General features: G+C 66.6%; 26 protein-coding genes. 10 read left to right on the top strand and 16 right to left on the bottom strand.

The features are described 5' to 3' along the window. Positions 1-97: 97 nt before the first annotated feature. Positions 98-712, bottom strand: a complete 615-nt coding sequence (locus ACPXYO_RS06385; protein ID WP_423917849.1) for a hypothetical protein — start codon at positions 710-712, stop codon at positions 98-100. A 381-nt stretch (positions 713-1093) separates the two neighbouring features. On the opposite strand from ACPXYO_RS06385, the gene ACPXYO_RS06380 reads away from it, so the two are divergent. Beyond that, positions 1094-1555: a mobile mystery protein A gene (locus tag ACPXYO_RS06380; protein WP_423917846.1), complete on the top strand. Its 462-nt coding sequence runs from the start codon at positions 1094-1096 to the stop codon at positions 1553-1555. A gap of 171 nt (positions 1556-1726) precedes the next feature. Here ACPXYO_RS06380 and ACPXYO_RS06375 read toward each other — a convergent pair whose 3' ends face one another. Both ACPXYO_RS06375 and ACPXYO_RS06370 read right to left on the bottom strand, forming a co-directional pair. After that, positions 1727-2137, bottom strand: a complete 411-nt coding sequence (locus ACPXYO_RS06375; RefSeq protein WP_423917843.1) for a DUF433 domain-containing protein — start codon at positions 2135-2137, stop codon at positions 1727-1729. A gap of 441 nt (positions 2138-2578) precedes the next feature. Then, the gene (locus tag ACPXYO_RS06370; RefSeq protein ID WP_423917840.1) at positions 2579-2971 is read right to left on the bottom strand and encodes a hypothetical protein; all 393 of its coding nucleotides are present in this window, start codon (positions 2969-2971) and stop codon (positions 2579-2581) included. Positions 2972-2981: 10 nt separating this feature from the next. Between ACPXYO_RS06370 and ACPXYO_RS06365 the strand changes: the two genes are divergently transcribed. Next, positions 2982-3455 carry an alpha/beta fold hydrolase gene (locus ACPXYO_RS06365; RefSeq protein WP_423917837.1) on the top strand — a complete coding sequence of 158 codons (474 nt, stop codon included), beginning with the start codon at positions 2982-2984 and terminating at the stop codon, positions 3453-3455. 287 nt (positions 3456-3742) lie between these two features. On the opposite strand, the gene ACPXYO_RS06360 is transcribed toward ACPXYO_RS06365, so the two are convergent. From ACPXYO_RS06360 to ACPXYO_RS06350, 3 genes are read right to left on the bottom strand one after another with little or no spacing between them, the layout of a single operon-like run. Beyond that, the gene (locus ACPXYO_RS06360; RefSeq protein ID WP_423917835.1) at positions 3743-4165 is read right to left on the bottom strand and encodes a DUF4411 family protein; all 423 of its coding nucleotides are present in this window, start codon (positions 4163-4165) and stop codon (positions 3743-3745) included. Further along, positions 4101-4238, bottom strand: a complete 138-nt coding sequence (locus ACPXYO_RS06355) for a hypothetical protein (RefSeq protein ID WP_423918719.1) — start codon at positions 4236-4238, stop codon at positions 4101-4103. Before ACPXYO_RS06355 ends, ACPXYO_RS06360 begins: the two co-directional genes overlap by 65 nt. Positions 4239-4261: 23 nt before the next feature. Continuing rightward, positions 4262-5416: an ImmA/IrrE family metallo-endopeptidase gene (locus ACPXYO_RS06350; RefSeq protein ID WP_423917832.1), complete on the bottom strand. Its 1155-nt coding sequence runs from the start codon at positions 5414-5416 to the stop codon at positions 4262-4264. 243 nt (positions 5417-5659) lie between these two features. Between ACPXYO_RS06350 and ACPXYO_RS06345 the strand changes: the two genes are divergently transcribed. From ACPXYO_RS06345 to ACPXYO_RS06330, 4 genes are all read left to right on the top strand, one after another. Then, the gene (locus ACPXYO_RS06345) at positions 5660-6412 is read left to right on the top strand and encodes a hypothetical protein (RefSeq protein WP_423917830.1); all 753 of its coding nucleotides are present in this window, start codon (positions 5660-5662) and stop codon (positions 6410-6412) included. Continuing rightward, positions 6409-6786 (top strand): RES domain-containing protein, encoded by a 378-nt coding sequence (locus ACPXYO_RS06340; RefSeq protein ID WP_423917827.1) that lies wholly within the window; start codon positions 6409-6411, stop codon positions 6784-6786. Before ACPXYO_RS06345 ends, ACPXYO_RS06340 begins: the two co-directional genes overlap by 4 nt. Positions 6787-7707: 921 nt before the next feature. Continuing rightward, positions 7708-8091: a peroxidase-related enzyme gene (locus ACPXYO_RS06335; protein WP_423918716.1), complete on the top strand. Its 384-nt coding sequence runs from the start codon at positions 7708-7710 to the stop codon at positions 8089-8091. A 169-nt stretch (positions 8092-8260) separates the two neighbouring features. Next, positions 8261-10576, top strand: a complete 2316-nt coding sequence (locus ACPXYO_RS06330; protein ID WP_423918714.1) for a TauD/TfdA family dioxygenase — start codon at positions 8261-8263, stop codon at positions 10574-10576. Here the strand turns inward: ACPXYO_RS06330 and ACPXYO_RS06325 are convergent. Further along, on the bottom strand, positions 10551-10955 hold the full coding sequence (locus ACPXYO_RS06325; protein ID WP_423917824.1) for a hypothetical protein: 405 nt from the start codon (positions 10953-10955) through the stop codon (positions 10551-10553). The two genes, ACPXYO_RS06330 and ACPXYO_RS06325, sit on opposite strands and share 26 nt — an antisense overlap. A gap of 154 nt (positions 10956-11109) precedes the next feature. On the opposite strand from ACPXYO_RS06325, the gene ACPXYO_RS06320 reads away from it, so the two are divergent. Continuing rightward, positions 11110-13593, top strand: coding sequence for a tetratricopeptide repeat protein (locus ACPXYO_RS06320; protein WP_423917821.1), 2484 nt, complete (start codon positions 11110-11112; stop codon positions 13591-13593). A gap of 66 nt (positions 13594-13659) precedes the next feature. Here ACPXYO_RS06320 and ACPXYO_RS06315 read toward each other — a convergent pair whose 3' ends face one another. From ACPXYO_RS06315 to ychF, 6 genes are all read right to left on the bottom strand, one after another. Beyond that, positions 13660-15357, bottom strand: a complete 1698-nt coding sequence (locus ACPXYO_RS06315; RefSeq protein ID WP_423917818.1) for a hypothetical protein — start codon at positions 15355-15357, stop codon at positions 13660-13662. A 46-nt stretch (positions 15358-15403) separates the two neighbouring features. After that, complete coding sequence (locus tag ACPXYO_RS06310; protein WP_423917815.1) at positions 15404-15802, bottom strand: hypothetical protein; 399 nt, start codon at positions 15800-15802, stop codon at positions 15404-15406. 51 nt (positions 15803-15853) lie between these two features. Beyond that, positions 15854-16615 carry a transposase gene (locus ACPXYO_RS06305; protein WP_423917812.1) on the bottom strand — a complete coding sequence of 254 codons (762 nt, stop codon included), beginning with the start codon at positions 16613-16615 and terminating at the stop codon, positions 15854-15856. 99 nt (positions 16616-16714) lie between these two features. Then, complete coding sequence (rsmI, locus tag ACPXYO_RS06300) at positions 16715-17581, bottom strand: 16S rRNA (cytidine(1402)-2'-O)-methyltransferase (RefSeq protein WP_423917810.1); 867 nt, start codon at positions 17579-17581, stop codon at positions 16715-16717. Between the two features lie 37 nt (positions 17582-17618). Next, positions 17619-17954, bottom strand: coding sequence for a DUF192 domain-containing protein (locus tag ACPXYO_RS06295; RefSeq protein WP_423917807.1), 336 nt, complete (start codon positions 17952-17954; stop codon positions 17619-17621). 2 nt (positions 17955-17956) lie between these two features. After that, positions 17957-19066 carry a redox-regulated ATPase YchF gene (gene ychF, locus ACPXYO_RS06290; RefSeq protein WP_423917804.1) on the bottom strand — a complete coding sequence of 370 codons (1110 nt, stop codon included), beginning with the start codon at positions 19064-19066 and terminating at the stop codon, positions 17957-17959. Positions 19067-19218: 152 nt separating this feature from the next. Between ychF and ACPXYO_RS06285 the strand changes: the two genes are divergently transcribed. Together ACPXYO_RS06285 and ACPXYO_RS06280 are read left to right on the top strand one after the other, a co-directional pair. Beyond that, complete coding sequence (locus tag ACPXYO_RS06285) at positions 19219-20358, top strand: CaiB/BaiF CoA transferase family protein (protein ID WP_423917801.1); 1140 nt, start codon at positions 19219-19221, stop codon at positions 20356-20358. Positions 20359-20442: 84 nt separating this feature from the next. Continuing rightward, a complete protein-coding gene (locus ACPXYO_RS06280; protein WP_419554825.1) occupies positions 20443-20529 on the top strand; it encodes a 50S ribosomal protein bL37 in 87 nt (28 codons plus the stop codon). Between the two features lie 6 nt (positions 20530-20535). Here ACPXYO_RS06280 and ACPXYO_RS06275 read toward each other — a convergent pair whose 3' ends face one another. From ACPXYO_RS06275 to ACPXYO_RS06265, 3 genes are read right to left on the bottom strand one after another with little or no spacing between them, the layout of a single operon-like run. Further along, positions 20536-21471 (bottom strand): hypothetical protein, encoded by a 936-nt coding sequence (locus ACPXYO_RS06275; protein ID WP_423917798.1) that lies wholly within the window; start codon positions 21469-21471, stop codon positions 20536-20538. Further along, a complete protein-coding gene (locus ACPXYO_RS06270; RefSeq protein WP_423917794.1) occupies positions 21468-22727 on the bottom strand; it encodes a DUF459 domain-containing protein in 1260 nt (419 codons plus the stop codon). Before ACPXYO_RS06270 ends, ACPXYO_RS06275 begins: the two co-directional genes overlap by 4 nt. Positions 22728-22730: 3 nt before the next feature. Further along, positions 22731-24182: an MBOAT family O-acyltransferase gene (locus ACPXYO_RS06265; RefSeq protein WP_423917791.1), complete on the bottom strand. Its 1452-nt coding sequence runs from the start codon at positions 24180-24182 to the stop codon at positions 22731-22733. A gap of 82 nt (positions 24183-24264) precedes the next feature. On the opposite strand from ACPXYO_RS06265, the gene ACPXYO_RS06260 reads away from it, so the two are divergent. After that, the gene (locus tag ACPXYO_RS06260) at positions 24265-25983 is read left to right on the top strand and encodes a phospho-sugar mutase (RefSeq protein WP_423917789.1); all 1719 of its coding nucleotides are present in this window, start codon (positions 24265-24267) and stop codon (positions 25981-25983) included. The last annotated feature ends 2 nt before the right edge of the window (positions 25984-25985 follow it).

Raw genomic sequence — 25985 nt, 5'->3', positions numbered from 1 at the left:
CGTCGAGCATTGCTTCGCCGTGAAGCTCGCCAAGACACCGGCTGCGACCAACCACGCCGATGTCGACGGCCGCTCGGACCACATGCCGATCGTAGGGTCAGCTTGATCGGGTCCAGTGGCTGGTTTTCGTTGAAGTGTGGTGCCGGGGAGGTTCGCCAGCGCCGGCACGAGAGCCCGGAGCTGCCCGGCCGTCTGCTGCGTCGTTCAAGGCGAGCGCGGTCAGCCGCCGGCTGGAAACAATTCCCACGAACGTCATCGGCATGAGCAGCGCATAGCCCAACGACCCCCACCATGACGAAACGCCGAGGTCCGGAGCGCTCATGCGCCCGAGCAACCAGATTGCCAAGATCAGCGTCACCGAGGCGGCAAACGCGGCGATATAGGCGACGACGCCACCGGCGGCCACATAACGGCCATCGGGCCAACGCGCCGCTCGCCATCGCGTTGCCGAGCTATCAGTCTCAAGCAGCACGTTCTCGACTGATGCGGCGGCCGACGACCCACGCCCAGCCAACGAATGAGCGTGAACGTTCACTACCTGCGCAGCGCCCAACGACGCAGCCACCGACAACACGACCACCAACCCGGCCCCAGGGACCATTGCACCAGTCGGAATGCCCGCCAGCCCGAACAACCAGAATCCAACTGCGGCCAGAAACCAAGCGCCGAACTTGATCCAAGCAGCGATTCCGTCATCCCGCGGACTGATCAACCGCCCATCAGCCCAACGAGACCGACGCCACGAATACGGCGACGGCCTCACCGAAGGCGCTTGAGGGGACAACTCGGGTTCAGCGCTCACACTCACAGACGTTCCCCTCGACGAAGCCAACCGTAACGAGCAACCCATCCTCTTGATTGTCGTCGGCTACTACGCGTATGCCAGCCGCATCGCCGACGGCTCGGCCTCCAAACCGAAGACTAGATCCCGGACTGAACTACGACGGCTCGGCCGTCCACTCCGCAGTGGGGCCATGCCATTCCTGGTCGACGCTCTATTCGTATCGGATTGGTTAGCTGTCAGATATAGATATATAGTCATTATATCTGCATAGCGATACCTATCGATAGCGACAAGATCGGCAGGTGACCCATGCTGCGCGACAAACGAGCCCAATCACGCCGCCGGCTCGACCAACGCTTCGATCGGCACGGCGACCTCACTGACCTTGCCCCTCCGCCCCAGGGCTGGATCCGCACGCTGCGCGACTCGCTGGGGATGACCAGCGGCGACCTGGCTCGCCGCATGGGCGTTCACCCATCGCGCATCCCCGCCATCGAGCGAGGCGAGCGGGAACGGACGCTCAAGCTCGACACCCTCACCAGGGTCGCCGACGCCATGCAATGCGACATCGTCTATGCACTCGTGCCCCGCACAAGCCTCGACGGCATGGTCGCCGACCAGGCCCGGCGCCGCGCCATCAGGCACTTGCGAAACGTCATGGCCCACTCACGCCTTGAGGACCAAGAGGTCACCCCCGACGATCTCGAAGCTCAGATCGACGACCTCGCCTTCGAATTCAGGCGTCGACGCGACCTCTGGCGTACCGACTAGGGCAAGCCTCGATGAGCAACTTTGGCGTCTACGCCCATGCCAACCGCATCGCCGACGGGCTCGGCCTCCAACACACCTACCCAGCGTGACAGTCAGGAGAGCTCGACGGTCTGAAGGCTGCTGCGGCTCGCCCGGCAAGTGCGTCGAAGTAGAAGCGAACAGTGGCGGGCTTCACGCGGCGTGCACTGCGACACGCGATGTCTCGTAGGCGACAGCCCAACTGACGCTCTCGAGCGCAAGGTCGAACTGCTCGGCCACTTCGCTTTCGGTCTCGCCCCCGTCGAGATGCTCGACGATCGCCGACGTGCTGACGCCCGCGATGGCCGGACGGCCGAACCTTCGGTCTGGCCGGCATCGGACCGGCGACGCATCGTCGGCGTGCGGCCACCACGCGACCGGCCGGTTGTCGTCCCATTCCACCCGCTTCACGAATGAATCAGCAGGTGGAAGCAGCAACGGCTGGCCATCGACCAATGCGATGAGATGCAGTTCGCCGCGCAGCTCACACCGCTCCTGAAAACGGACGAGCAGCCGTCGTCCCTCGCCGACCCACGGCGCCGCGTACGCCAACGGATGCGCCACTCCCAACTCGTCCCGAAGGGCAGAGACGAAGCTGCGAATCTCATGGAGCCGGACCCCGAGCGTGCGCCGGTACTGACGCAGGAGCCCTGCTTCTAGGAATTCCGGCCAGGTGAGACGGGTGTCGCCGGTCGCTTCGACCCGGATGACTGGCTTGTAGTGGTGGCCGCGACGCTCGCCGCCCTCCAGCCACCAACCGAGCGTGCTCCGGCTGACAGCAAGGATTGCCGCCGCGTCAGTCAGCGAATAGACGGGTCGGCTCAGGTCGAGTTCGTGAGTTCCGTTCAGGGTCCACTCCAGTTGCCGCAGTTGCCGAACATCATCACTACCACCAGATGCCGCTGGGCAGCGACAACTTTGCCGCTGAGCTGCGGTTCGAAACCGAGCCCTGGATCCCCGACTGACCCGCAGTCCAGGCGGCCCGAGACACCGCCCGCACAGCTCTCAACGAATCCGCCGAACCGCAGCAACCAATCCGAACGCAAAGCCCACAAACTCGACCAGCGCCAGGCTGAGCGCCGTGTGGAAGAACACGCCTGCGCTGTCGCCGACGATGTTGGAGTGCAGGTCTGGGCTGTCGAGGACGAAGTGCATCAGGTAGCCGAACACGAACGAGGCGTACATCGACGCAGCGAACAGCGCAACACCCAGCCGCAAGCTGCGGCGGAACGCCAGCCACACCGCGGCAAGCGGCATGAGCGTCACGACGATCACGATGTACACCTGATGGACGGCCGGGATCGGCACGTCAGCGGCCGCATGGCTGTAGGTGTGCGTCAACCCCACACCGAGATGCAGCGCTGCGATCCCGGCCAGCGTCAACTGTTCAAACCTCACAGGCGTCGCCATGGCCGCCCCAATTGTGGCGGGCCGCCACGGGTGCGCGACGACTTCCCGGCCCGCACACGCCGAGGCGTTCACCGAACTCGTCGAAGAACTGGACCTGCGTGACATCACGCTGTTCCTGACCGACTGGGGAGGCCCGATCGGCCTGAACCTCGCACACCGCCAGCCCGACCGGATCAAACGGCTGGTAGTCGCCAACACCTGGTGCTGGCCGGTGAAGAGCGAATTCCACTTCCGGTTCTTCAGCTCGATGATGGCGAGCCCGCTGGGGCAGTACCTGATCAAGCGACGCAACTTCTTCGTCAACCGAGTCATGCCCAAGGCGGTCGCCGACAAAGACACGCTCAGCGACGAGGTGATCGGCCACTACCGCCAAGCGCAGCCCTCCCCCGCAGAGCGAGCTGCGAACGCCGCCCTGCCCGGGTACATCACCGGCGCGACGGACTGGCTCGAAGCCATCTGGGACAACCGCTGAGCGTTCGTCTCCAAACCCGCCCTGGCCCTGTGGGGAAACAAAGACATCGCCTTCCGCCCCAAAGAACTCGAACGCTGGCAAGCCGAACTCAGCGACTTCGAAGTGCACCAATTCGACGACGCCGGCCACTTTGTCGCAGAAGAAATCCCCGATCAGATCCTGCCGCTGCTGCGCAACTTCATGCAGTAGCGAATTACCAGCAGTGATGTGCTCCGACAGGGATGAGCCGGGCTTCGAGGCAGCGAGCCACGGTCATGCCGAAGTCGCGAAGTCACGCCAACCGACAGCTAAAGAGTCGGGAGGGTGAGCTGCCCGGTCTGTCGTTCGAGTACAAACCGGGCTCTCATGGCCAGCAGCATCTGGAACGGATTGATGACTCGGACCTCGAGCGCAGCAGCTGCATTCGGAATCTTGATCTTGCGCCGACTATCGCGGATCGTCTCGTGTGTCACGACGGTGTGGCTGCCGGCGAGAGCCTGGCCCAGGAGAAATGAGTCAGCGGCCCGAGCGAAGTCAGTTTTTGCCGCGGCTTCGTAGTTGGGCGAGTCATTGGCCCATCGATTGACGGCGGCGATCGACTCGATGTCATCCGCCGTAGGAGGCAAGAAGAATGAGCGATGATCCCTCGCCCATTGTGCGAGATCGTCACCTCCCTCGATGAGCTCGTGAAAGACCGCCTCGACGCTGCACACCGTTCCGGCAGCGTTCATCGTTTCGAGCCAGTCCCAGAAAACCCGGACAGAGGTCGAAGCCGTAGTGCTCGTTCTTCGCGCGGATGAACACATCCGTGTCGATCAAGTACGCCACTACAGAACCCCGAGCTGCTGGCCGAGGCCCTCGAATGTCGAGGTCTTCTTCACGCCGAGCAACCGGAACGCCTCGGTGTAGGTCGTTTGGCCCTCGATGGTGCTGGCGATCAGTTCGCGGGCGAACCTCTTGCCGACTTGCACCGGTTTGGTGGCGTAGTAGTTCCCCCCGCTCGCACCCTCGGCAACGATTGCGGCAACTCGCTCTTGTTCGATGCGCAGCTCGGTCATGAACTGGTCCCAGCTCAGCGTTCCCGTCTCTCGGATCCGGCCGAGGATGACCTGGGTCGACACCCGAAAGCGCTCCGCAAGCGGCTGCAGCTGGGACCGAAGGTCGCCCGCATCGTCGAATGCGGATTCGAACTCGTCCATCGGGACGAGCAGTTCGGCGGCCACCTGGTTGCACCACCGTTCCTCGTCGAAGCTGCGAGCAGACATGGGGTCGACGTCGGACAACGCAGTCGAGCCGAGCCAGAGGTGTGCCAGCTCATGGGCCAGCGTGAAGACCTGCGCCGCCTTGGAGTCGGCTCCGTTGACGAACACGAGAGCTGCGAAGGGATCGGCGAGGGCAAAGCCGCGGAACTCCTCGGGAGCGAGCTTGCGTCGCGTGTTGGATCCGACGATGCCGCTGATCATGACCAGGACACCCGCCGCCTCGGAGTTCTCGCGCAGGGCTGTCAACGCTGCGTCCCAACTGGTGAGGCGCTCGCGCAAACGGGGCGTCCATGCCAATTGCTCTCGCATGGAAGCAGCGGCCTGCACGGTTGGGGTCTGGAGAGTCGCCGTTCCGACGAATTCGAGAGGTCTTTCGCCGTTGAGCAATTGGCTGTCTCGGTACCACTCTTGCCGTGCAAGGCAGATGTACAAGGTGTCGAGCAGATTTGCGGTGATCGGGCCCGCCACTGGGCGGTCGCCGATCGTTCGGAAGTCCGGGACGGGGATGTTCTCCGTCGGAGGCTCGTCGAGGAAGAAGAAGCCGACGGGTGTGTACGTCCTTCGAGCGAACTCTTGCAACTGGCGCAACGTCGGGTTTGATTCTCCCGCGACCCATGTGTCGAAGCGGGGAAAACGCGTGGCCCAAGTGTCATCGTCGATACCCGAGCGGGCGCGAGCCCACTGCAGCATCGCGGAAGGCACCTCGACTCGGACCGTCACTGATTCAGTATCGCCCGTCCGCATTGATGTGCGTTTCATCTATACGAGTCGGCGAGTGACTGCCAACTGCGGCCAGTGAGGGCGGCGGTGACGGCGCGCGACGTCGGAGGATCTGCGACGAGGAGCGAGCCGTGGTACTGGCCGGTCGGGGCCTACCCGTTGGCGGCGTATGGCCAGTCCTGTTGCAACCTTTAACAGTTGCCTATTGGTTGCATCCAGCAATATCGCGTCGTTGTGACTTCCATGGATGAGCTGCTGGAAGGCGACCTTGAGTCGGCTTCGGCAGCCGCTGCTCTTGTTGTTCCAGATGTCGTTGTGGCGCTTGATGTGTTGGCCAAGTGGCTCGACAACGACGGCGGCATTTCGACGGTGCGTCGATACTGGGCGCAGGCCACCACAGCGTCTCGCGCCCTGGCCGACCTGCCGTCACGGGAGCCGGATCCTGCGCTGTCCCCCGACACGGTGTCCGCGCTGCTTCGACACCATGTTGCCGAGACGTACTGGGCAGCACCCAGCGTCGACGGCATCGGCGTGCTGACCGTGCTCGTTGATTGCCTGCGAGGGGTCGTCGGAGGCCTGCCGCACGAGTGCACCAAACCGCGGCCCGGCATCGACGAGCATCGCTTCGCTTGGCTGCTCAAGTCGTTCAGCGACATCGAGCTCGAACAGCATCACGCCGAGCCGCTGCGCAGGGCAATGGCCATCTTCGACCTGTCGAGCCGCGATGTGGCCGACATGATGGGCGTCACGCGCCAAGCGGTCGACAAGTGGCTGCTCGCTGGTCCGCCGCCCGAACGGCTTGCCAAGGTCGGTGCTATGGCCCAGATCGCCGACATCCTGCAACACCGGCTCCGAGCCGGCATGCCCGCCGCCGTGGTGCGTCGCCCCGCCAAGGCCTACGGCGGTCGCAACATGCTCGACGTCCTCGCCGACGGCGAGCACGACTGGCTGGCGGACTCGATCCGGGCGAGCTTCGATTACGCCGCCGTGGCGTGAACTTCGTCATAACGCAGATCGGCGGCGAGCACCACCGCATCGCAGATCCCGATTGGGCCGATCCCCTCGACGCCACCTGTGCGACCCGTGACGGCCAGCGATGGAACCCTGCGGGACTCGATTGCCTGTATCTCAGTAGCGACATAGTGACCGCTCGAGCGAATCTCGCTTGGCAGTTCGAGGGATTGCCCTACGGTCCCGAAGATCTCGATCCGGCCACGGCGCCGCTGCTCATCACTGTCGATGTACCGGCTGGCCGGGCAGCGGATGCGTACTCCGACGAAGGGCTGTCCACCGCAGGTCTTCCCGTGAGCTACCCGCTCGACAGCGACGGCTCACTGGTGCCGCATATCGCCTGCCGGCCTGTCGGCTGAGCAGCCTTCGACGAAGGACTCGACGGGATCGACTGCCGTTCAGCCGCGCCGGGCGTCACACGAGAGCTCGCATGGTTCCCACGCGGTGTCACGCTGCAACCCGAATCACATCGAGCGTTCGAGCAATGGTGGTAACTGGCAGATCAGACGTGTACCACCGTTGACCGAGCGACCAGATCGTTCAGGCCACGCTTCGTTGGCCGCAGGACCTAGCCAGACAGGACCGGGGCGTCCGGACCGCCAGCTGCGTCCTTCTCGGCCAAGGCCATGATTCGTCGGCTCGAAACGAATCCCATCACCGTCAGCGGAAGGAACAGCAGAGTTCCGATCGCCCCCCACGAGTACCCAATTCCGATGTCCGGCACGCCCATTCGCCCGGGCGCGGACGTGCGAGACCAGCAAAGCGCAAAGGGAGGCCACCAGCAGCAACACCACGAGTAGCCGAGGACGAATCACGGTCGCGGTTGTCGGAAAACCTGCCTGCCCGAACAACCAGAACCCAACTGCGGCCAAGAGACCCACGGTCAACTTGACCCACGCGGGAATTCCGTCATCCAGCGGGCTGATCAATCGGCCGTCAGCCCAGCGAGGCCGACGCCACGAATGCGACGAGCGCCGATTGGAAGTCCCTCGGCCCGCAAGCCCGAACCCCGCACTAGCACTCACAAGTGTTCCCCTCGATGCAGACCAACGTAGCCAGAGCCGGTCCGTGCCGGCTGCTGCCCGGTGCGTCGGATTGCCCGCTGGTGTGAGACGCTGCGGCATGGCACGTATCGAGATGATTCTCGACGACTCGTGGGACGGAGCGCTCGGTGAGCTGCATCCCCGGGTCGTGGATCGCACCTACGGCCGGGTCGACAACATCCTCACCATCCACTCGCTGAACCCCCGCGGCATGGCAGCACACCAAGGCCTCTACGAATCGGCCATGGCCGGCACCGCCACGCTGCGCAAGGTCGAGCGCGAGCTCATCGCCTTCGTCGTGAGCCTCACCAACGACTGCCACTGGTCCACCACCGGCGCGGTCTGCGCCGGCTCATCAACAACGACGAACTCGTCGCCGCGGTCGAGCACGACTGGACCGCCGCAGCGCTCTCGCCGAAGCGCACAGCCATGCTCGAATTCGCCGTCAAACTCACCACCACACCGGGCGCAATGAACGACGCCGACGTCGACACGCTGCGCGCAGCCGGCTTCTCGGACCGCGACATTCTCGACGTCGTCGAGGTCGTCGGCTACTACGCGTATGCCAACCGGATAGCCGACGGGCTCGGCATCGACACCGAATCCTGGATCCCCGACTGACCCCCGATCCAGCCAAACCCAGCCCAGCCGAAGCCCGACATCGCTGTCGCCGTCGACACAAGCCAGCTCCAGGCTCACAACGACCAGCCCGCGTACAACCCGGTGCCGTTAGCGACACATCCCGTGGCTGTATTCTGCGGGCACGACGGCTCCGCGTTCCCCCTTGCTAGTGGTGTCGATCGACGGGTTGGCCCCGCGCCATATCAGTCGCGCCACCATGCCCGCGCTCACCACACTTGCCCTCGAAGGGGCGTCGTGCTTCACGGCTCGCACCGTGACGCCGCCGTGGACACTCCCGGTCCACACGTCGATGTTCCGGGGCGTCGATCCGGCCACCCACGGGCTGTCCGACAACACGCCGGAACCGCTGCGCACCGACGCCCCCTCGTTCCTGAAAGCCGCCCGAGAGGCCGGCCGCTCCACCGCGATGTTCCTCAGCTGGCTGCCGCTCGACACCGTGATCGAACGGGACGCCGCCAACCAGCGGTTCGTGACCGACGGCGGCTATTACCCCGACGACGACCGCCGAACGGCCGACGCCGCGGTCGCGGCCATCGCCGACGGTCGCCACGACCTGGTGTTCGTGTATCTCTGCCAGCCCGACCTCGACGGTCACGCCCACGGCTGGGACAGCCCCCCGTATGTGGCCGCCGCCACCGGGTCAGACACGGCGCTGGCCCGGCTGCTCGACGCCGTGGGCCCCGAGGCATCCGTGCTGGTGACCACCGATCACGGCGGAGTGGGAACTGACCACAGCGCCGAGATCCCCGAGGTGCTGGAGACGTTCGTGGTGGTGCGGGCGCCGGGCCAGGTCGCGGCCGCCTCGGGCTGGCCGACCGCCTCACTCCTCGATGTCGCCCCGACCGTCGCCGACCTGTGCGGGTTCGCACCCGACCCCCGCCGGGAAGGGTCGTCGTTGCTGGGCCGGGAGTTCCCGCTCACCGACGTCCTGTTGGACCTGCTGGCCGCCACTGCCCACGAGTCCTACGGCGAGCGGGTGACCATGCTCGACCACGCACTGCAAGCCGCCGCCGGGGCTGCGGCGGACGATGCCGGCGACGAGATGGTGCTCGCCTGCCTCCTGCACGATCTCGGACACATCCTGGGCCGGGCCGGCGAGTGGGGGCTGCCCAGCCACGCCGAGGTCGCCGCCCGGGTCCTGCAACCCCTCCTGCACCCCGCCATCGTCGAGCCCATCCGGGGCCACGTCACGGCGAAGCGGTACCGCGTGGCAGTGGAGCCGGCCTACCACGACCGCCTCAGCGGGGCCTCGCAGATGTCACTCGCCGAACAGGGAGGCCCGCTGTGTGCCGACGACGCCGAGACGTTCGCAGCCGGCGCCTTCGCCGCCGAGGCGATGCGGCTGCGCGCCTACGACGACGGCGGCAAGGTGGACGGCCTCGCCATTCCCCCGCTCGAGACCTATCGGGGCCTGATCACCGCCGCGCTCGCGCCGCAGCGTCCTATCGACCCGGTGTGGGCTCGCGACGCGTGCCGGTGTGTCGAGTGCCGCGACCCGGGCAACGATCAACACCTGATCGATGCCTCCGAGCTTGATGGGTGGACGGTGATCCGCACCGACCGCACCCACCACGACCTGACCGTCACCCTGCATCACTGTTCGGGAGAGCGGCACGTCTGCCACATCCCCACCGGAGAATCCGGCGACGTGCACGTCGAGCCGTGGACGCAAACGTTCGCGGAGCAGCTCCGCGCCGACAGCACAAGCTGGTCCGGTGATCATGGCCCCTTCGTCGACCAACTGGCCCGGCGGGGCATCGCCCTGCTCCACGACTGCGGGGTCGAGCCCGCAACGGTCCTCCAGGTCGGCAACACGGTCGGGTTCGTGCGGGAAACCAACTACGGCACCCTTTTCGACGTCGTCGCCGAACCCGACCCCGTCAACCTCGCCTACACGTCGCTCGGCCTGCCCGCCCACACCGACAACCCCTACCGAGAGCCATGCCCGACCGTGCAGCTGCTGCACTGCCTGGCCGCAGCGGGCGACGGCGGCGGCGCCAGCCGGTTCGTGGACGGTTTCGCCGCCGCTGCCCGCCTGCGGGAAGAGGACCCCGCCGCATTCCGAACGCTCACCACAACCGACGTCACTTTCCGCTACCAAAGCGCGGAAGTAGATCTGCAGGCTCGGCGCCCACTCATCGAACTCGACTGCGACGGTGCGGTTCGGGCCGTGAGCGTCAACAACCGCTCGATGGAGCCGTACGGTGCCAACAGGGCCGATGCGGCGACGTTTTATGCCGCGTACCGCGCCTTCGTCGACCTCCTCGACAGCGACGAATTCGCGATCGAGATCACCCTGCGGCCCGGCGAGCTGGTGGCCTTCGACAACCGCCGGGTGCTGCACGGGCACCGCGCCTTCCGGTTGACTGAACGACGGCACCTGCAGGGCTGCTACATCGACATCGACGCCATCCGCTCAGCGGCACGGCGCGCAATGCTCAGCGGATTCGGCGAGCCGCCGTGACGAGACCGAATGCGAAGCCGGCGAATTCGATCAGCGCCAGGTTCAGCGCCGTGTGGAAGAACACGCCTGCGCCGTCGCCGACGACGTTGGAGTGCAGGTCAGGACTGTCGATGACGAAGTGCAGCAGGTAGCCGAATACGAACGCGGCGTACATCGACGCGGCGAACAGCGCAGCACCGAGCCGAAGGCGGCGGCGGAACGCCAACAAGACCGCGGCGACCGGCATGAGCGACACAACGATCACGACGTACGCCTGCTGGACGGCCGGGACAGGCACGTCTGCGGCCGCATGACCATAGGCGTGCGTCAACTGCACGCCGAGATGCAGCAATGCGATCCCGAGCAACGTGAAACGTTCAAACCTCGCAGGCAGCGCCATAGCAGCCCTGATTCTGGCGGGCGATCAACAGCGGACGATGACGTACGGCTCAATGGCGATGCCGGTCCGCCGCCTGGACCACCTCTCCACGATTCTTCGAGGATGCTCGAGGTGACCGAAAAATGGGGGGTTTCACCGTCGGTACGATCTTGCGATGTCGCGTTTTGTGGGTGCAAGTCGGGTCGCGCTGGCGGACGGTTTGGTGGCACTGTTCGACGATGTGCGCGATTCGGGCGGGTCGCGTTGGATTTCGTTGGAGGCTCCGTCGGGGTGGGGCAAGACGCGTGTGGGTCGGGAGTTCTATGCGCGGCTGGCCGGTGGGCAGTCGCCGCCGCGCTATTGGCCCGAGGTGATCGCTGATCCGAATCGCAAGGCGGTGGTTCCGACCGGGGACCGTCAGTCGGGCTCGCTGCCGGACTTCTTGTGGTGGGGGGTGTCGTGTTCAGATCGCCATGGCGTGGCCATCGAGGCGCTGCGCTCGGATTTGGGGCAGCTGGAACGGCATGCGCCGTTCGTCGACTTGGTGTGCCGGCGCGGTCGGGGCCTCAAGGAAAAGGCGATTCAGGGCGCCTTGAGCACGTGGAAGGCGCTCGCGGTGCCAGGCGCGAAGCATCTGGCGGGGACCGTTGTGCCGGGTGCGGGGTTGGCGTCGTCGATCGTGCGCACAGCGGCGGGCGCGGCTCGGGTCCGACGCCAGGAGCGGCGGCTGGTGGGTCAGGAGTCACCGGTCGATGCCGGGGGCGGAGACCTGGCTGCACAGGCGGTCGAACAGCTCTGCGCGTTGGGTTCTGCAGGGTTCCCGGTGGTGGTGTTTATCGAGGATGTGCATCTCGCGGACGCCGAGCTGTTGGAGGTGCTGGAGGGCCTGTTGCGCCGCGGCTCCCATCTGTTGGTCGTGACCACGACGTGGCCAGGAAAACTCGACGAGGTGCCCGAGTTCGCGGGCTTGGCTCGCGATCTGGGCGAGCGGGCGCTGCGTGTGGGGCATCTTGTCGCCGCGGGTCCGCCATTTCCTGACGGCGCGGGACTTGTCGCGTTGGACGCCGCCGATTGTGCGCAGATCGTGCGAGCTCACTATCCGCAGGCAGATTCGGCCACCGTGGGATTTCTGGTTGATCGGTACAGCAATCCGTTGGCGCTTGAGCTGGTGTGCGCGATGCCCAGATACCGCGAGCAGTTCGGCCAGCGGGGCGATCTTCGCATCTCTGCTGAAGACATCGACTCGCTTCCCGCCGCCACTATCGAGGGTCTCTACAGGGACTACTGGTCTCAGCTGCCTGAGCGGTTGCGGTTGCGGTACGCGGTTGCCGGCGCTATCTCCCCCGAAGCGATCAACTTCGAAGGCGGCCGCGGGCACCGCACATGGAGCGATGCGGTCCTTGATGAGGTCATCGCAGGCCTCAAGCTTCCCACCAGCGCTGATCTTGCCGGAGCTGTGGGCGCGACCCGCGACGCCTACGGCTGGGTTGCCCACGTCGATGAGTACCTGCGCCGATGGGCCGAGACCGACCAGTACGACATCGCGACCGACGACGGCCGCAGAATTCTGAACCGGTATCTGTCAGACGCACGCCGCAAGGTCCTCGGTGCGGTGGCGAGCGCCGTGCTGCGCGACCCCGCCCCTCGCTCTCACAGCGCCCGCACCATCGTTGCGCTGCATGCCGAGGGCTACATCGTCGACCCCGCCCCGGTCAGCGCCGCGATTGCGGTCGTGCTGGGCGACCTCGGCTACGACTCCGCCCGAGCATCCGAACGTCGCCGGCTCTACGAACTGTTCGGTGAGCTTCGAGAACGCGACCCCGGCAGCGTCGACGCCGACACCGACCTGGCGGTCCGATTCAACGGCATCGACGCCATCGCAACCGCAGGCCGGCCAGACCTCGCCGCCGAGCAGTACCGCGACCTCATCGCCCACACCCAAGACACCCTCGGGCCCGACCACCCAGACACGCTGACATCAGCCAACAACCTCGCATTAGCGCTTCGCGACGCCGGTCGCGCCCCCGAAGCCATCGACATCTACACCCGAGTCATTGCCGACCAGACTCGAGTGCTCGGGCCCGACCACCCAGACACGCTGACATCAGCCAACAACCTCGCATTGACGCTTCGCGACGCCGGTCGCGTCCCCGAAGCCATCGACATCTACACCCGAGTCATTGCCGACCAGACTCGAGTGCTCGGCACCGACCACGCCCACACACTGACGACGCGCAACAACCTTGCATTGACACTCTGGGGAGCAGGGCGCATTCTCGAAGCCGCCGACCTCCATGAGCAGGTTCTGGCCGACCGGACCCGAGTGCTCGGCACCGACCACCCCGACACGCTGACATCGGCCAACAACCTTGCATTGGCGCTTTGGGCGTCAGGACGCGTCTCCGAAGCCATCGACATCTACACCCAAGTTCTCGCCGACCAGACCCGAATACTCGGCACCGACCACCCCCAAACACTCACGACACGCAACAACCTCGCAACAGCGCTCCGCGACGCCGACCGCGTCCCCGAAGCCATCGACATCTACACCCAAGTTCTCGCCGACCAGACCCGAGTGCTCGGCACCGACCACCCCCAAACACTCACGACACGCAACAACCTTGCAACAACGCTTCGCGACGCCGGTCGCGTGACGTAAGAAGGCCCGGAAACATTGCAGCGAGCGAACTTGCCGCATGTCGCAACTTGGCCGAGTTCAACGGCTTCACAGGCTCGGCTCGAGCGCCGCAGGCTCCACCTCGACCCGCTCTCGCCAGGCGACCACGACGCCCAGCAGCGTGATCCCGAAGAAGATCGTCCCGAACCCCGTTCCGGTAATGGCGCCAAACATCTCGATCACCGTCACGAGAAACACAAAAAACAACGCCAGCGCTGCCAGCACCATCGCCAGCACGCGCCGCTGGACCGCCGCCAGCACGAGCACCCCAGCCGCCCACAGCCCGCCTGCGGCCGGCCAAACGCCCGGCGCGAACGCAAACGCGCACGATGCGCAGAACCCCGTGAACCAGATCATCCGCAGCCAGCCTCGCACCGAGAAGTGGTTGGGCAGCCGCTGCACGAAGGGTGCGAATGTGCAGCAGCTGAGCGACAGCACGACCAGTCCCATTGCCTGGCCTGGGCCGTCGTCGATGCCGCCGAACACGGTCACGCCAGCGGCGAAGAACAGCCTCGAAGCGGTCGACAGCAGGACCCATTCTCGCCCCCAGATCGCGAGCCCGGTCACGGCAGCCGCGGCGGCGACCAGTACGAAATAGAACCAGGACTCACCCTGCACCCGGGCGGAAATCACCAGCACCGTGCCGAGCGTTGATGAGGCGACGAAGACGATCCACGCGACCGTCGCGGGCACAACCAATCCGCGCCGCGCCGCCACCCGGGCGGCCTGTTCGACCAGCGTCACGGCAACCACCATCAGCACCAAGGTCACCCAGACCGAGACCGTTGGCACCGTGACGCTGAGCGGCAACGTGAAGCCCAGTCTCTCCTCGCTGCCGGTCGCCAGCGCCAGAGGCAACGCCACAAATCCCGCCGCCGCCCAGGACCCAGCGGCTCGCGAACGGAACCACCAGCAGATCGCTCCGCCGAGCAACATCGCCGGCACGCACACCAAGATCCAACGCTCGTCAGGACCGACCACCAGGCCGGAGGCGTCGAACACGGTGTCGACGCACAGGGTCAGCGATATCGCCGCGATCCCCGCCAGCACATCGGACACAGCCGCCGGGCGAAGCCGGCGCGTCGCCCAGCACAACGCGAGCGCCATAGCGCCGCCGATGCCCAGCAGGGCCACGATCCCCCACAGACTTGTCAACCAAGTGAAGGTCAGCGCCAGCAGCCCGAACAGCACCAGCGCCCCGCCCATGTACGCCAGGACGTCTGCAGTTCGCGACCCTCCGGCGTCGTCGGGCGGCGCGGGCTCGCTGTCGTCGGGCGCGCCCAGCTCGGCTTCGTCCGAACTTCGCTGCGCCTCCTCGTCGTCTCGAACCAATCCGGCACCGGCCCCGCGAGCCGGCGATTCTTCCGTGGGTTTGGCTGTCATAGATCGCCCCCCGCTGCAGCCCGCCGAGACCCCACTCTGCCAGTGCAGCCGCAGGCCATGTCCGGGCAGCACCCAGACGGCAGATGGTTCGTTGTGCTCTCGCGGGTTGCCGGGCAGCGACACGGAAAGGGTGAACGTGGGCGGTTCATCGCCGGTGGTCACAAATTGGGGACCGCCGGAGGCAACGTATTCCTCGACGGGGCGGGTGCGCAGCTCGAAGCTGCATCCATTGCTGGCGTTGCGCCGGATCTCCAGTCCGTCGTTCTCGGCGAGTGCGCCAAAGACGCCTTGGGACTGGTCCGCCGTCCGAGCGAAGGATTGCCAGCGCGACCCAGCCCAGCGTTGGCGTCGAGGCCCGCCCATGGCCTCACCGCAACTGTCTGGGAATCAGGGTGAATCAGCGACGTCCTCAATCGTCGACGGTGAGGATCCGGGCTGCCAGGTCCCGCGCTTCGTCCAACGTCTCCACAAAGTGGCTCTGGGGCACGTGCCGCAACGCGCCCAGACCGTTGAGGCTGACCGCAGGCGTGCCACGCAGGCCCACCACGATGGTCGCAGTGCGACGCGAGCAGCGAACTCGTCGATCATCGACTCCACCGTCGCTGGTTGTGCCCAGGAAGCTCCGGTCCAGCAGCGGCGTCGACATGACGCTGTCGAGCTCCAAGCGTTCGAACTGCCTGGCGGGGGCCAGCGCTGCGACGATCAGGCCCAGAGCCACGGCCGTGATCAAGTCCAAGAAGACGGTGAACCCGAACGTCACTGCCATGATCGCCAGGTGCTCGCGCTGGACCCGAAAGATCCGCGTCACGAAGCGCCAGTCGATGAAGTCCCAGCACGATCTGCAACAGGCCCGCCAGCATCACGATGGTGAACACTTCGGTGAGGCTTGTCGCGTGTCAAGGTTCTTGAGACAGGTCATTGTTTGGTGCTGACCTGAAGGAGAACCCTGATGGGCCGTCAGCCCGCCATGTCGGTGGAGGACAAGACGAGGATCGTGCTGGATGTCGAGGTCGGTGAGCCCGCGAGCGGCGAGCCCGGCGCGCACCGCGGGGGAGTCGTAGCCGCGGTCCAGGCTCAGGGTGCCGATGTGGCAGCCGAGGCCGATGGCGTCCACAGCGTCGAGGGTGGGTCCCAGCAAAGCGACATCGTTGCGGTTGGCGCCGTCGATGCTCCACGCGATCGGGATGCCGCGGCGCTCGGCTGCCACCGACCATTTCCAGCCCAGTTTTCCCCGGTCCACGGGGCTTTTCCCGGTCCCGTCCCCGCCGCAGGGAGCCTTATGGATCGACCCGTGGAGCGCCACAACATCGAGATCGAGCCCGATGATGCGGACGAACGCCGCGAGGGCCTGCGAGCACAATCGGTCGAACACCCCCGCAGCGATCCACTCGTCGCGTCGCGCGCGAAGCGTTGTGTCCGACACCACACGGCCCATGAACGCCTCGATGTCAGTCCACGACGAACCCGTCACCAACCGAATCAGGAGCCCCCGAAAACACACCTCGTCGGGGACTCTGGGGTTGTGGCACCCCAACGGATGAGTGTCATCTGGCGGCGGCACCAACGGCTCCACAGCCGCCCAGATCGCATCTGACACCTCAGGGTCCACAGCGCGTGTCATGATCGCAGAGCCTCCACTGGTCGTTGGCTGGTGAATGCACTCGCCATCAAACGCGAGACACCACAACGACCGGTGGATGCTCACCTGCCCGCGCGGCTCCTAAGAGGCCGCGCCCGCCAGTGCCACGGCCAGGGGGTACACCCGGTTGCGGCCAGCGCCGAGCTTGCGCGCCACGACTGCTGCAGCATCGCGAGCGCTGGCGCCGGCGGCGAGCTCGGTCTCCAGTTCGGCCCGTATCTCATCGTCGGAAGGGGCCTTGCGAGCCGCCGGGCCGATGACCACCACGATCTCACCCTTGGGATGGTCAGCGAAACGGGCCGCCAACTCGCCGAGCGTCCCGCGGGACACCTCCTCGTGCAGCTTCGTGAGCTCCCGCGCCACCACGGCGGGTCGGTCGTTCCCGCAGGCGTCGGCCAGCTCGGCCAGCGTGGCTCCGATCCGCTTCGGCGATTCGAGCAGCACCACGGTGTGCTCCCACGCAGCGATCTCGGCGATCCGCGCTGCGCGGGCGTCCCCGCTGCGCGGCAGGAAGCCCTCCATCGCCCAGCGTTGCGCCGGCAGGCCCGACACGGCGAGAGCGGCGATGGGCGCCGACGGCCCCGGGACGACACTGACGGGCACTCCGGCAGCCGCGACTGCCTCGACGAGGCGCTGTCCGGGATCGGAGATGCCCGGCATGCCGGCGTCGGTTACATAGGCAGCCGTCTCGCCGGCAACCAGGCGCTCGACCACCTGTTCGCATGCCGCGGCCTCGTTGTGCTCGCGCACTGCGAGCAGCGGTCGCCGGCCGATGCCCAGCCGCTGCAGCAGCAGACCCGTGCGGCGTGTGTCCTCGCAGGCCACGAATGACACCTCGCGCAGCACCTGTACCGCCCGGGGGGCGATGTCGGCCATATTGCCGATCGGCGTAGCGACCAGCCACAGCAAAGGTTGCTCTGCGGTGGCTGCGGCTGACCGGTCAGTCATGTCTGTAGGCAAGCACGCCCAGCGAGTGCCGGTGTGCTTATGCGTCGAGCCGGATGTCGAGCGAGTCGCCCACTCGAATTCCCCAGCGTTCGAACGCGCCCGCTCGGGCCTCGATCACCGATCGTGCACCGAGCCGGGGGCGGCCGATCCTGCCCGGCCGCATCGTGACGATGTCGACCACTTGCCTGCCGGCGTCGAGGTACGCCACATCGATCTCGAAGTTCATTCCCACGGTGTGCACCGCACGGCAGCGCTCGATCAGCAGCGCCCCGGTCAGGTCGTCGCGCCCCAGCAGTCCGCGACGGCGTGCGCGCCGGGCGCGGGCGACTTCGAGGCTTGCCACCACGCGGTCCTCATAGGCCAACCACGGCATGGCTACACGTTGAAGCGGAACTCCACGACGTCGCCATCGCGCATCGGGTAGTCCTTGCCTTCGACGCGCATCCTGCCGGCGTCGCGCGCCGCGCCCCATGAGCCCAGTTCGAGCAGCTCAGCCCAATCGATCACCTCTGCCCGGATGAAGCCACGCTCGAAATCGGTGTGGATCCGGCCAGCGCACTGCGGTGCCCGCCAGCCAGCACGGAATGTCCACGCCCGTGACTCCTTCTCACCGGTCGTGAGAAAAGTTCGCAATCCCAACAGGCCGTGCGCGCCAGCAACGAATCGCTCCAGCGCTCCGGAGCCCAGACCGAGCCCTTCCAGCAATTCAGCCCGTCCGGCCGCTTCGAGCTGGGCAGCTTCTGCTTCGAGCTGCACGCACAGCGGCAGCACCGTGGCGCCCGGCAGCTCAGCCTCGATGGGCGCGGCAAGCTCGGCTGCCGCATCCAGCTGGTCCTCGCCGATGTTCAGGACCGCCATGACCGGCTTGTCGGTCAGCAGGAAGTGGCTCCGCAGCGCCACGCGATGCGGGTGTTCGTCGGCACCGTTGCACGTCGCAGCGAGCGGCCATGCCCGGAACAGCGGTGTGCCGGCTTCGAGGTGCTCGAGTGCAGCCTCGAGTGCTGCTACTTCTTCGGCAAGCGCTGTGTCGGAGGGCTGGCTGCGCAATGCCTTGCGCCGGCGGTTGATCCGAGATTCCACCGACTCCAAGTCGGCCAGTGTCAACTCGGTTTCCACAATGCTGAGGTGCTCGAGCGGATCGGCGGGACCTGGCACATCGGCATCGGTGAAGGCACGCAGCACAAAGACAATCGCATCGACCTCGCGAATGCCGGCCAGGAATCGGTTGCCCAGTCCCTCGCCCTTGCTGGCGCCCTCTACCAAGCCTCCGATGTCAATGAACGCGGTGGTCGTGGGCACCACCTTGCGGCTTGCGCTCATGCGCGCCAGGGCATCGAGGCGGCCATCGGGCACGCGTGCCACGCCGACATTCGGATCGGTTGTCGCGAACGCATACGGCGCGGCCAGCGCACCGCCGCCAGCGAGGGAATTGAACAGCGACGATTTCCCCGCGTTGGGCAGGCCGACGAACCCAAAGCGCTCCATCGCCGGGCGAGGCTAGTGAGTGCGCCGACGCGGTCCGGCCAGCACCCCGACGGCCATGGGCTCGCAGCACGCTCGGGCATCACGCAAGCCGAGGTGCAAGACTTCGCCGACACGGGTGTGCGGCCACGGCGCCCACTGACGGGGAGGAATCCATGGGACCGTTGCAGGGACTCAAGGTGATCGAGCTGGCTGGCATCGGCCCAGGACCGTTCTGCGCAATGCTGCTCGCTGACCTCGGGGCGGACGTGGTCCGCATCGATCGCATGACGCCCGAGGACCTCGGCATCGACCGGGGACGCAAGTTCAACGTGCTCAACCGCGGCCGGCGCTCGGTTGCGGTCGACCTGAAGTCGCCCGACGGCGTCGAGACCGTGCTGAAGCTGGTGGAACAGGCCGACGCGCTGATCGAGGGCTTCCGCCCCGGTGTGACCGAACGGCTGGGCCTCGGTCCAGACGAGTGCTTCGCCCGCAATCCGAAGCTGGTGTACGGGCGCATGACCGGCTGGGGCCAGGAAGGCCCGATGGCGCACGCAGCCGGCCACGACATCAACTACATCGCCCTCACCGGCGCCCTGCACGCCATCGGTCCCGCCGAGGCACCGAGCCCACCGCTCAACCTGGTCGGCGACTTCGGCGGCGGGGGCATGTACCTGGCATTCGGCGTGTGCGCTGCGCTGCTCGAGGCGCGCGACTCCGGGCAGGGCCAGGTCGTGGACGCTGCCATGACCGAGGGTGCGGCATCGCTGATGGCAGCGATCTACGGCATCTACGGCTCGGGCGGCTGGCAGGACGAGCGGGAGTCCAACTTCCTCGACGGCGGCGCCTACTACTACGGCGTGTACGAGACCTCCGACGGCAAATTCGTCTCGGTCGGATCGATCGAAGGCAAGTTCCACGACGAACTGCTCGAGAAAACCGGCCTGGCCGACGCCCCCACCGTGGACCGCAACGACCGGGATGAATGGGCTGACAAGCGGGCACGCCTCGCCGAGGTCATCAAGACCAAGACCCGGGACGAGTGGGACGGGATCATGGCCGGCTCAGACGTGTGCTACGCGCCGGTGCTGGACCTGTCCGAGGCCCCCCATCACCCGCACAACGTCGCCCGTGGCAGCTTCGTCGAGGTGGAAGGCGTGATGCAGCCCGCGCCTGCGCCTCGTTTCAGCCGTACCCCCGGCGAGGTCGCCCGGCCGCCGGCTTCACCGGGCGAGAACACAGACGAAGTGCTGGCCGACTGGGGCTTCGACGAAGACGGCATCGAAAAGCTGCACGAGGTCGGCGCAGTCGGCTGATCGGGCCCTGGCCTCGGAGGCCGGGAAACAGGAACTGAAGCCTCAGGACTGATGCCGGTGCGGCGTCGATAGCCTGCAACGCCTATGTCGAAGCGCACCAAGAAGCGAAAGCTCCGGGCGCGCCGCAGCAAGGCAAACCACGGCAAGCGCCCCAACTGCGGCCGCGGCTAGTCCGCGTCAGCCGCTGCGGCGCTCTATTTCGGCCAGGATCGGCTCCGTCAGCACGATTCCGCCGTAGTAGGTGTAGTGAATGCCGTCCTGGGTGCGGATGTTGCGTTGCCCCGGTCCGAGACGCCGTGCATAGGCGCCATCCACCGCCACTGCGTCAAATGAGTCCATGTAGATCGCGCCGTCGACCTCGGCGGCGGCTGCTGCCGCGAGCGGGTTGACGACACCGGGCAACGGGGCAAAGTGCCTTGGTTGCAACGGCGGCAGGCCGACCCAGATGACCAACCGGCCGGGCCTGGCGGCCGCTGCGACGAGATCACGGACACGGGCCTGATAGCGCTCGTTCCATTCCGGCTCTCCAAAGCGCTCGGGAAAACCCCGGAAGCGCTGCTTGTCGTTGGCGCCCATCGCCAGCACGATGACGTCGTAGGGCCCCTCGGCAACTTCTGTCGCCATATAGGTGACCCAGTCGAAGTACCAGTCGGTCACCACCCCGGTCGACTTGATGATGTCCTCGGTGAAGCGGAACCGTTCGTCGTCGGCAATCAGCTGCCGGAAGCCATAGACGGGACCGCCCGATATCGAGTCGCCCCCGGACCACACCCGCAACGGCCGCTCCGGTGTCGCCGCCGGCAGGAGCGACTGCCGGTCGTCGCGTGCAAACCAGTAGTAGGTGGGTTCGGTGCCCAACTGTGACTCCGACAGCGGGTCCGGCCAGCGCAGCACCGGGTCTGCCCATGGATCCTCAGTGACCCTGGGTGCCGGCTCGGGCACCTGTTCGGGCGCTGGCATTTCCTCGCTGGCACCGTCGTCGGTCGAGGCCTCGTCGTCGGTCTGCGCCCCTGCCGGTCCCCCAAGCAGCCCTGACGCCAGCAGGCACACGACGACTGCGGCCACTGCTGCCCTCAGCGATCGCCGAGGGCGGCGCAGCTCCTGCAGGATCACGAAGGAGCGCCTGATGTCAGGTCGACGACGAGGCCGAGTTCGTCCAGCAGCACCTCCGACAACCATCTGCCACCGATCGTGCTGAGGTGGACGCCATCGGTGAGCCGGACGTCGGTGAGCTGGCCATCGGCATCAGCGACGTAGCGGCTGAAGCCGCCGTTCGGTCCCCGGAACAGGTCGCGGATATCCACGTAGCGCACCCTGTCGCGCTCTGCGGCTTCTGCTGCGAAGACCTCGTTGACCCTCTGCATCCGGGAGTCGTATTCGGGATCCTCCATGATCGGCTGGCCGACCCAGATCAAGATTCGTTCCGGGTCGGTCGTCACCAGGTCCATGATGTGACCGACTCGCGCCGAATACTCCTGTAGCCAGCTCTCGGAGAAGCGGCGGGCGATCTGTCCGTCCACGACGATCGCCTGGGCGTCGTTGCCTCCGAACATCAGCACTACCGCGTCGGGGTCTTCACCTGCCATGACTTCGACGATGCGTGTCGGCCAGTCGTAGAAGTCGGGTCTACTCAGGCCGCTTGCGAGCTGGTGCTCTGTCGAGGCATCGATGACACCAGTGTCGTTGGCCAGTCCGACCATGGTTTTGCCGAAGAACTGCACCATCGAGTCGCCCATGATGGACAGCTGCAGCGGGTCGGCGGGTGTCGGGAACCACGGCACGCTGGTGGGAGGTGCGCTCGTCGCCACGTCGTCGAGGGTGCCTGAGGCCTGTTGCTCGTCCCCGGCTGTCAGCTCAGTGCCAACTGTTCCGCCGACCGTCGACCCGGAATCCGTCATTTGGTCCGCCACCGCCGGGGTGTCGTCGCTGTCAGTGCCGACGGGCCCGGTGGCGGGCGTGTCGGCGACCACGACCCCGGTGGGGGTCGAATCGGCCACTGCTGCGTCGCCGGCGGCATCACCCACGACGGCGGAGGCGAATGGGTCGGTGGTCGCGCCCGGATCGGTCACCGAGTGGCCCAACGCCTCGTCGGCCCACAGGCGCGGCAGGTGCAAGCCGACGGCGCTGGACGCGCCCTCAACCGGCTCCCAGACCGCCACCGAGGCGTCGCGCTCCCAGCCGAATGGCTTCTGCTGGGCCTCACGCAGCAATTGCTGCGAGTTGAGCATGATCGCCAGCAGCAGCCCGAGCGCTCCGGCTGCCAAGACCCGGCCGGCAGCCACCCCGGTTCGGCGGTCCGTGGAGTCGAGGCGTGGCGGCCCTGCGGACGGAGTGATCCGGGGATCGGGCGGAGCGTGCGATGCCGTCATGACTCAGAACTGGAAGTAGATGAACGGGGCAACGCCCGTCGGGCCGAGGACATCGATCGCCACCAACGAGACGCCCACCACGGCGCCTTGTGCCACCCAGCCGAGGCTGGCAAAGCCGTCGCGCAGCAGATCGAACCAGTCGGTGGGCATGAACTGGAACGCCAGTGCGCCGAATGTCACTGCGATCACGAGCGGCGTTGCGGTGCCTGCGTAGTTGTCGAAGCTGGCGACCGCACCGAGCATCTCGACCGCCGCCGACAGCGACTCGGATCGGAAGAACACCCATGCAAGGCACACAACATGGAACGTGACCAGCCAGCGCACCACCTCGCCGAGGCCCGGGGAGAGCAAGGGGCCGGCGCCGCTGCGCTCCCGCTGCTCGCGCACCAGCCGCTCCACCGCCAGAACGACGCCGTGAATGCCGCCCCAGATCACGAAATTCCAGGTGCTGCCGTGCCACAGGCCGCCGAGCAGCATGACGATCATGAGGTTGCGGTACGTGTTGACGCGGCCACCCCGGTTGCCGCCCAGCGGCACGTAGAGGTAGTCGCGCAGCCAGCGGGACAGGGTCATGTGCCAGCGCCGCCAGAAGTCCTGCAGCGTCAGCGCCCGGTACGGATTGTTGAAGTTCTGCGGGAAACGGAAGCCCAGCAGCAGCGCCACGCCGATGGCGATGTCGGTGTAGCCGGAGAAGTCCGCATAAATCTGGACTGCGTAGGCGTACACCCCGAGCACAACTTCGGGCCCGCTGTGGGCCCCCGGATCAGCGAAGACACCGTCCACGATCTCGCTCGCCAGGAAGCTGGAGATCACGACCTTCTTGAACAGCCCGTTCAGGATCAGCCCGAACGCCTCCGCGGCTGGGACGTAGCGAGGGTCGGGCCGTGCAGCGAGCTGCGGCGCCATCTCTGCCGCCCGCACGATCGGTCCCGCCACCAGCTGGGGAAAGAACGACAGGTACACCGCAAAGTCCAGCGGCGCCATCTCGCGGACGTTCCCGCGGCCGATGTCGATGATGTAGCTCATCGCTTGGAACGTGTAGAAGGAGATGCCGACCGGCAGCGTGTACTCCAGCACCGGCAGGGCGCCCGAGATCCCGATGCTCTCGAGCAGGTTGGACATCTCGACGGCGAAGAAGTCCCAGTACTTGAAGACGCCGAGAATGCCGAGATTGGCGGCAACGCCGATCCGGACCCACCACTTCGCAGCTTGGGCAGAGCCGGCGACCCCCTGGCCCGAGTCCCACAACCGAGCTGCGGCGAAATGCCCCACGACCCAGTTGATGACAATGGTCGCGAACAGCAAGAAGACGAAGCGCCAGCTCCACCAGCCGTAGAACACGATGCTGGCCGCCAGCATCAGCGGCTTCCACAGGGCCGGGTGCGGCCGCGTGAGCCAGTTCACGACAAAGACGACTACGAAGAATGCTCCGAAGACGAACGTCGGGAACAACATGCCGAGCCGAACATACTGGCGTTCCCGTCCCTCCAATAGACACAGCTTCAGGATGGACACCGGTGAGCCAAGGCGTTTCTGTATGACGACCCCCGCAGCAACGCTCGACGCCTGGCTAGCCGTTGACCCAGATCCAGGGACGCGCAGTTCCATCGAGACCAACCGCGAGCGCCCGGACTGGGTGGAGGCCCATTTCGGCAGAACGCTGCGATTCGGAACCGCTGGAATGCGAGGGCCGACCGGACCAGGGCCTGCCTGCATGAACCGGGTCATGGCTCGATTGACCGCCCGGGCAGTCGGCGCTGAGCTGGTTTCCAGCGGCCTGGCCGACCGGGGCGCCGTCGTCGGCTTCGACGCCCGCGCCGGCTCCGCAGACATGGCGTTCGACGCCGCACGCCTGCTCGCCGCCATGGGCGTTCCGACAGCCATCGTCGACGGAGGGGTGCCGACGCCTTTGCTGGCACGGCAGCTGCTCGCCCGTTCCGCAGGGGCGGGGCTCATGATCACCGCCAGCCACAACCCTCGCGAGGACAACGGCCTCAAGGTGTATTGGTCCGACGGAACGCAGATCCGGCCGCCGCTGGACCGGCGCATCGAAGGCTGTATTGACCTCGAAGCCCTCCCGACCGACGACGACCTCGCAGCCCGCCACGAGCTGGCGCTGCTTGACGTGCGCTCGGTCATCGCCGAGTACGTCGGCGCGGCCGTCCGCCGACCGGTGTTCGACTCGGACGGCCGACCGGCCGATCCGACCGACGTGCCACCGATCGTCTACACAGCGCTGTGCGGTGTCGGCTCGCAGACCCTAGGCCATGCCTTTGCCACCGCCGGCCTGCCGCCGCCGATCTACGTGGAGCACCAGCGACATCCCGATGGATCGTTCCCGGGATTGCCGTTCCCGAATCCCGAGGAGCCGGGCACCCTCGACGATGCGATGAGCCTCGCCGACTCATGCGAAGTCGATCTTGTCCTCGCCAACGACCCCGACGCAGACCGGCTGGCGGTGGCCGTTCGCGATCGGGACGGGGTGTGGCACCGGCTGAGCGGCGACGAACTGGGCGTGCTGCTGTGCGACTGGCTGATCGGTCTGGCGGGTGACCACGGGACGGTGCGACCGTTGATCTCGGCGTCATCGGTCGTGTCAGGTCGGATGGTCGAAGCCCTGTGCGCTGCGCGGGACGTCGCCCACCACCGCACCCTGACCGGTTTCAAGTGGATTATGGAGCCCCGGCTGGCGCATCCCGATGCCCGCTGGGTGTTCGGCTACGAGGAAGCGCTCGGCTACTCGGTCTCCGACGCCGTGCTCGACAAAGACGGCATCTCAGCAGCCACCGAATTCGCGCGGCTGACCGGTGCCTTGGCTGCTCGCGGCATCAGTCCGCTCGAACGACTCGACGAGCTGGCGATCGAAGTCGGCCTCCACGTCACGGCGGCAGCTTCAGTGCGCGCCAGCGCCGGTGCGATCGCCGCCGCCATGGCGGCGTTGCGAGCCAATCCACCTCGCACGATCGCTGGCCGCTCCGTTGCGAACATCACGGACTGGCTCGACGCCAGCACGCCTCACCCCGCTGACCTCGTCGAACTGGAGCTGACGCCCGCCACGGCCGATGGCTCCAACCACGACCCCGAGGCGCAGGTGCGCATCTGCATCCGGCCGAGCGGCACCGAACCCAAGGCGAAGATCTACCTCGAAGCCGTGAGCCCGACCCCCATCGACGTCCGCGCCGAACGCAGTCGCCTGCAAGCACTGCTCGACGCCATCGCCTCCGACGTGTCAGCACTTCTCTTCACGGTCGAATAGCG

This window comes from Candidatus Poriferisodalis sp. (assembly GCF_965237655.1).
Classification (GTDB): domain Bacteria; phylum Actinomycetota; class Acidimicrobiia; order Acidimicrobiales; family Poriferisodalaceae; genus Poriferisodalis.
Note: the sequence above shows the minus strand (reverse complement) of the source record. Positions and strands in the feature narration are given on the sequence as shown.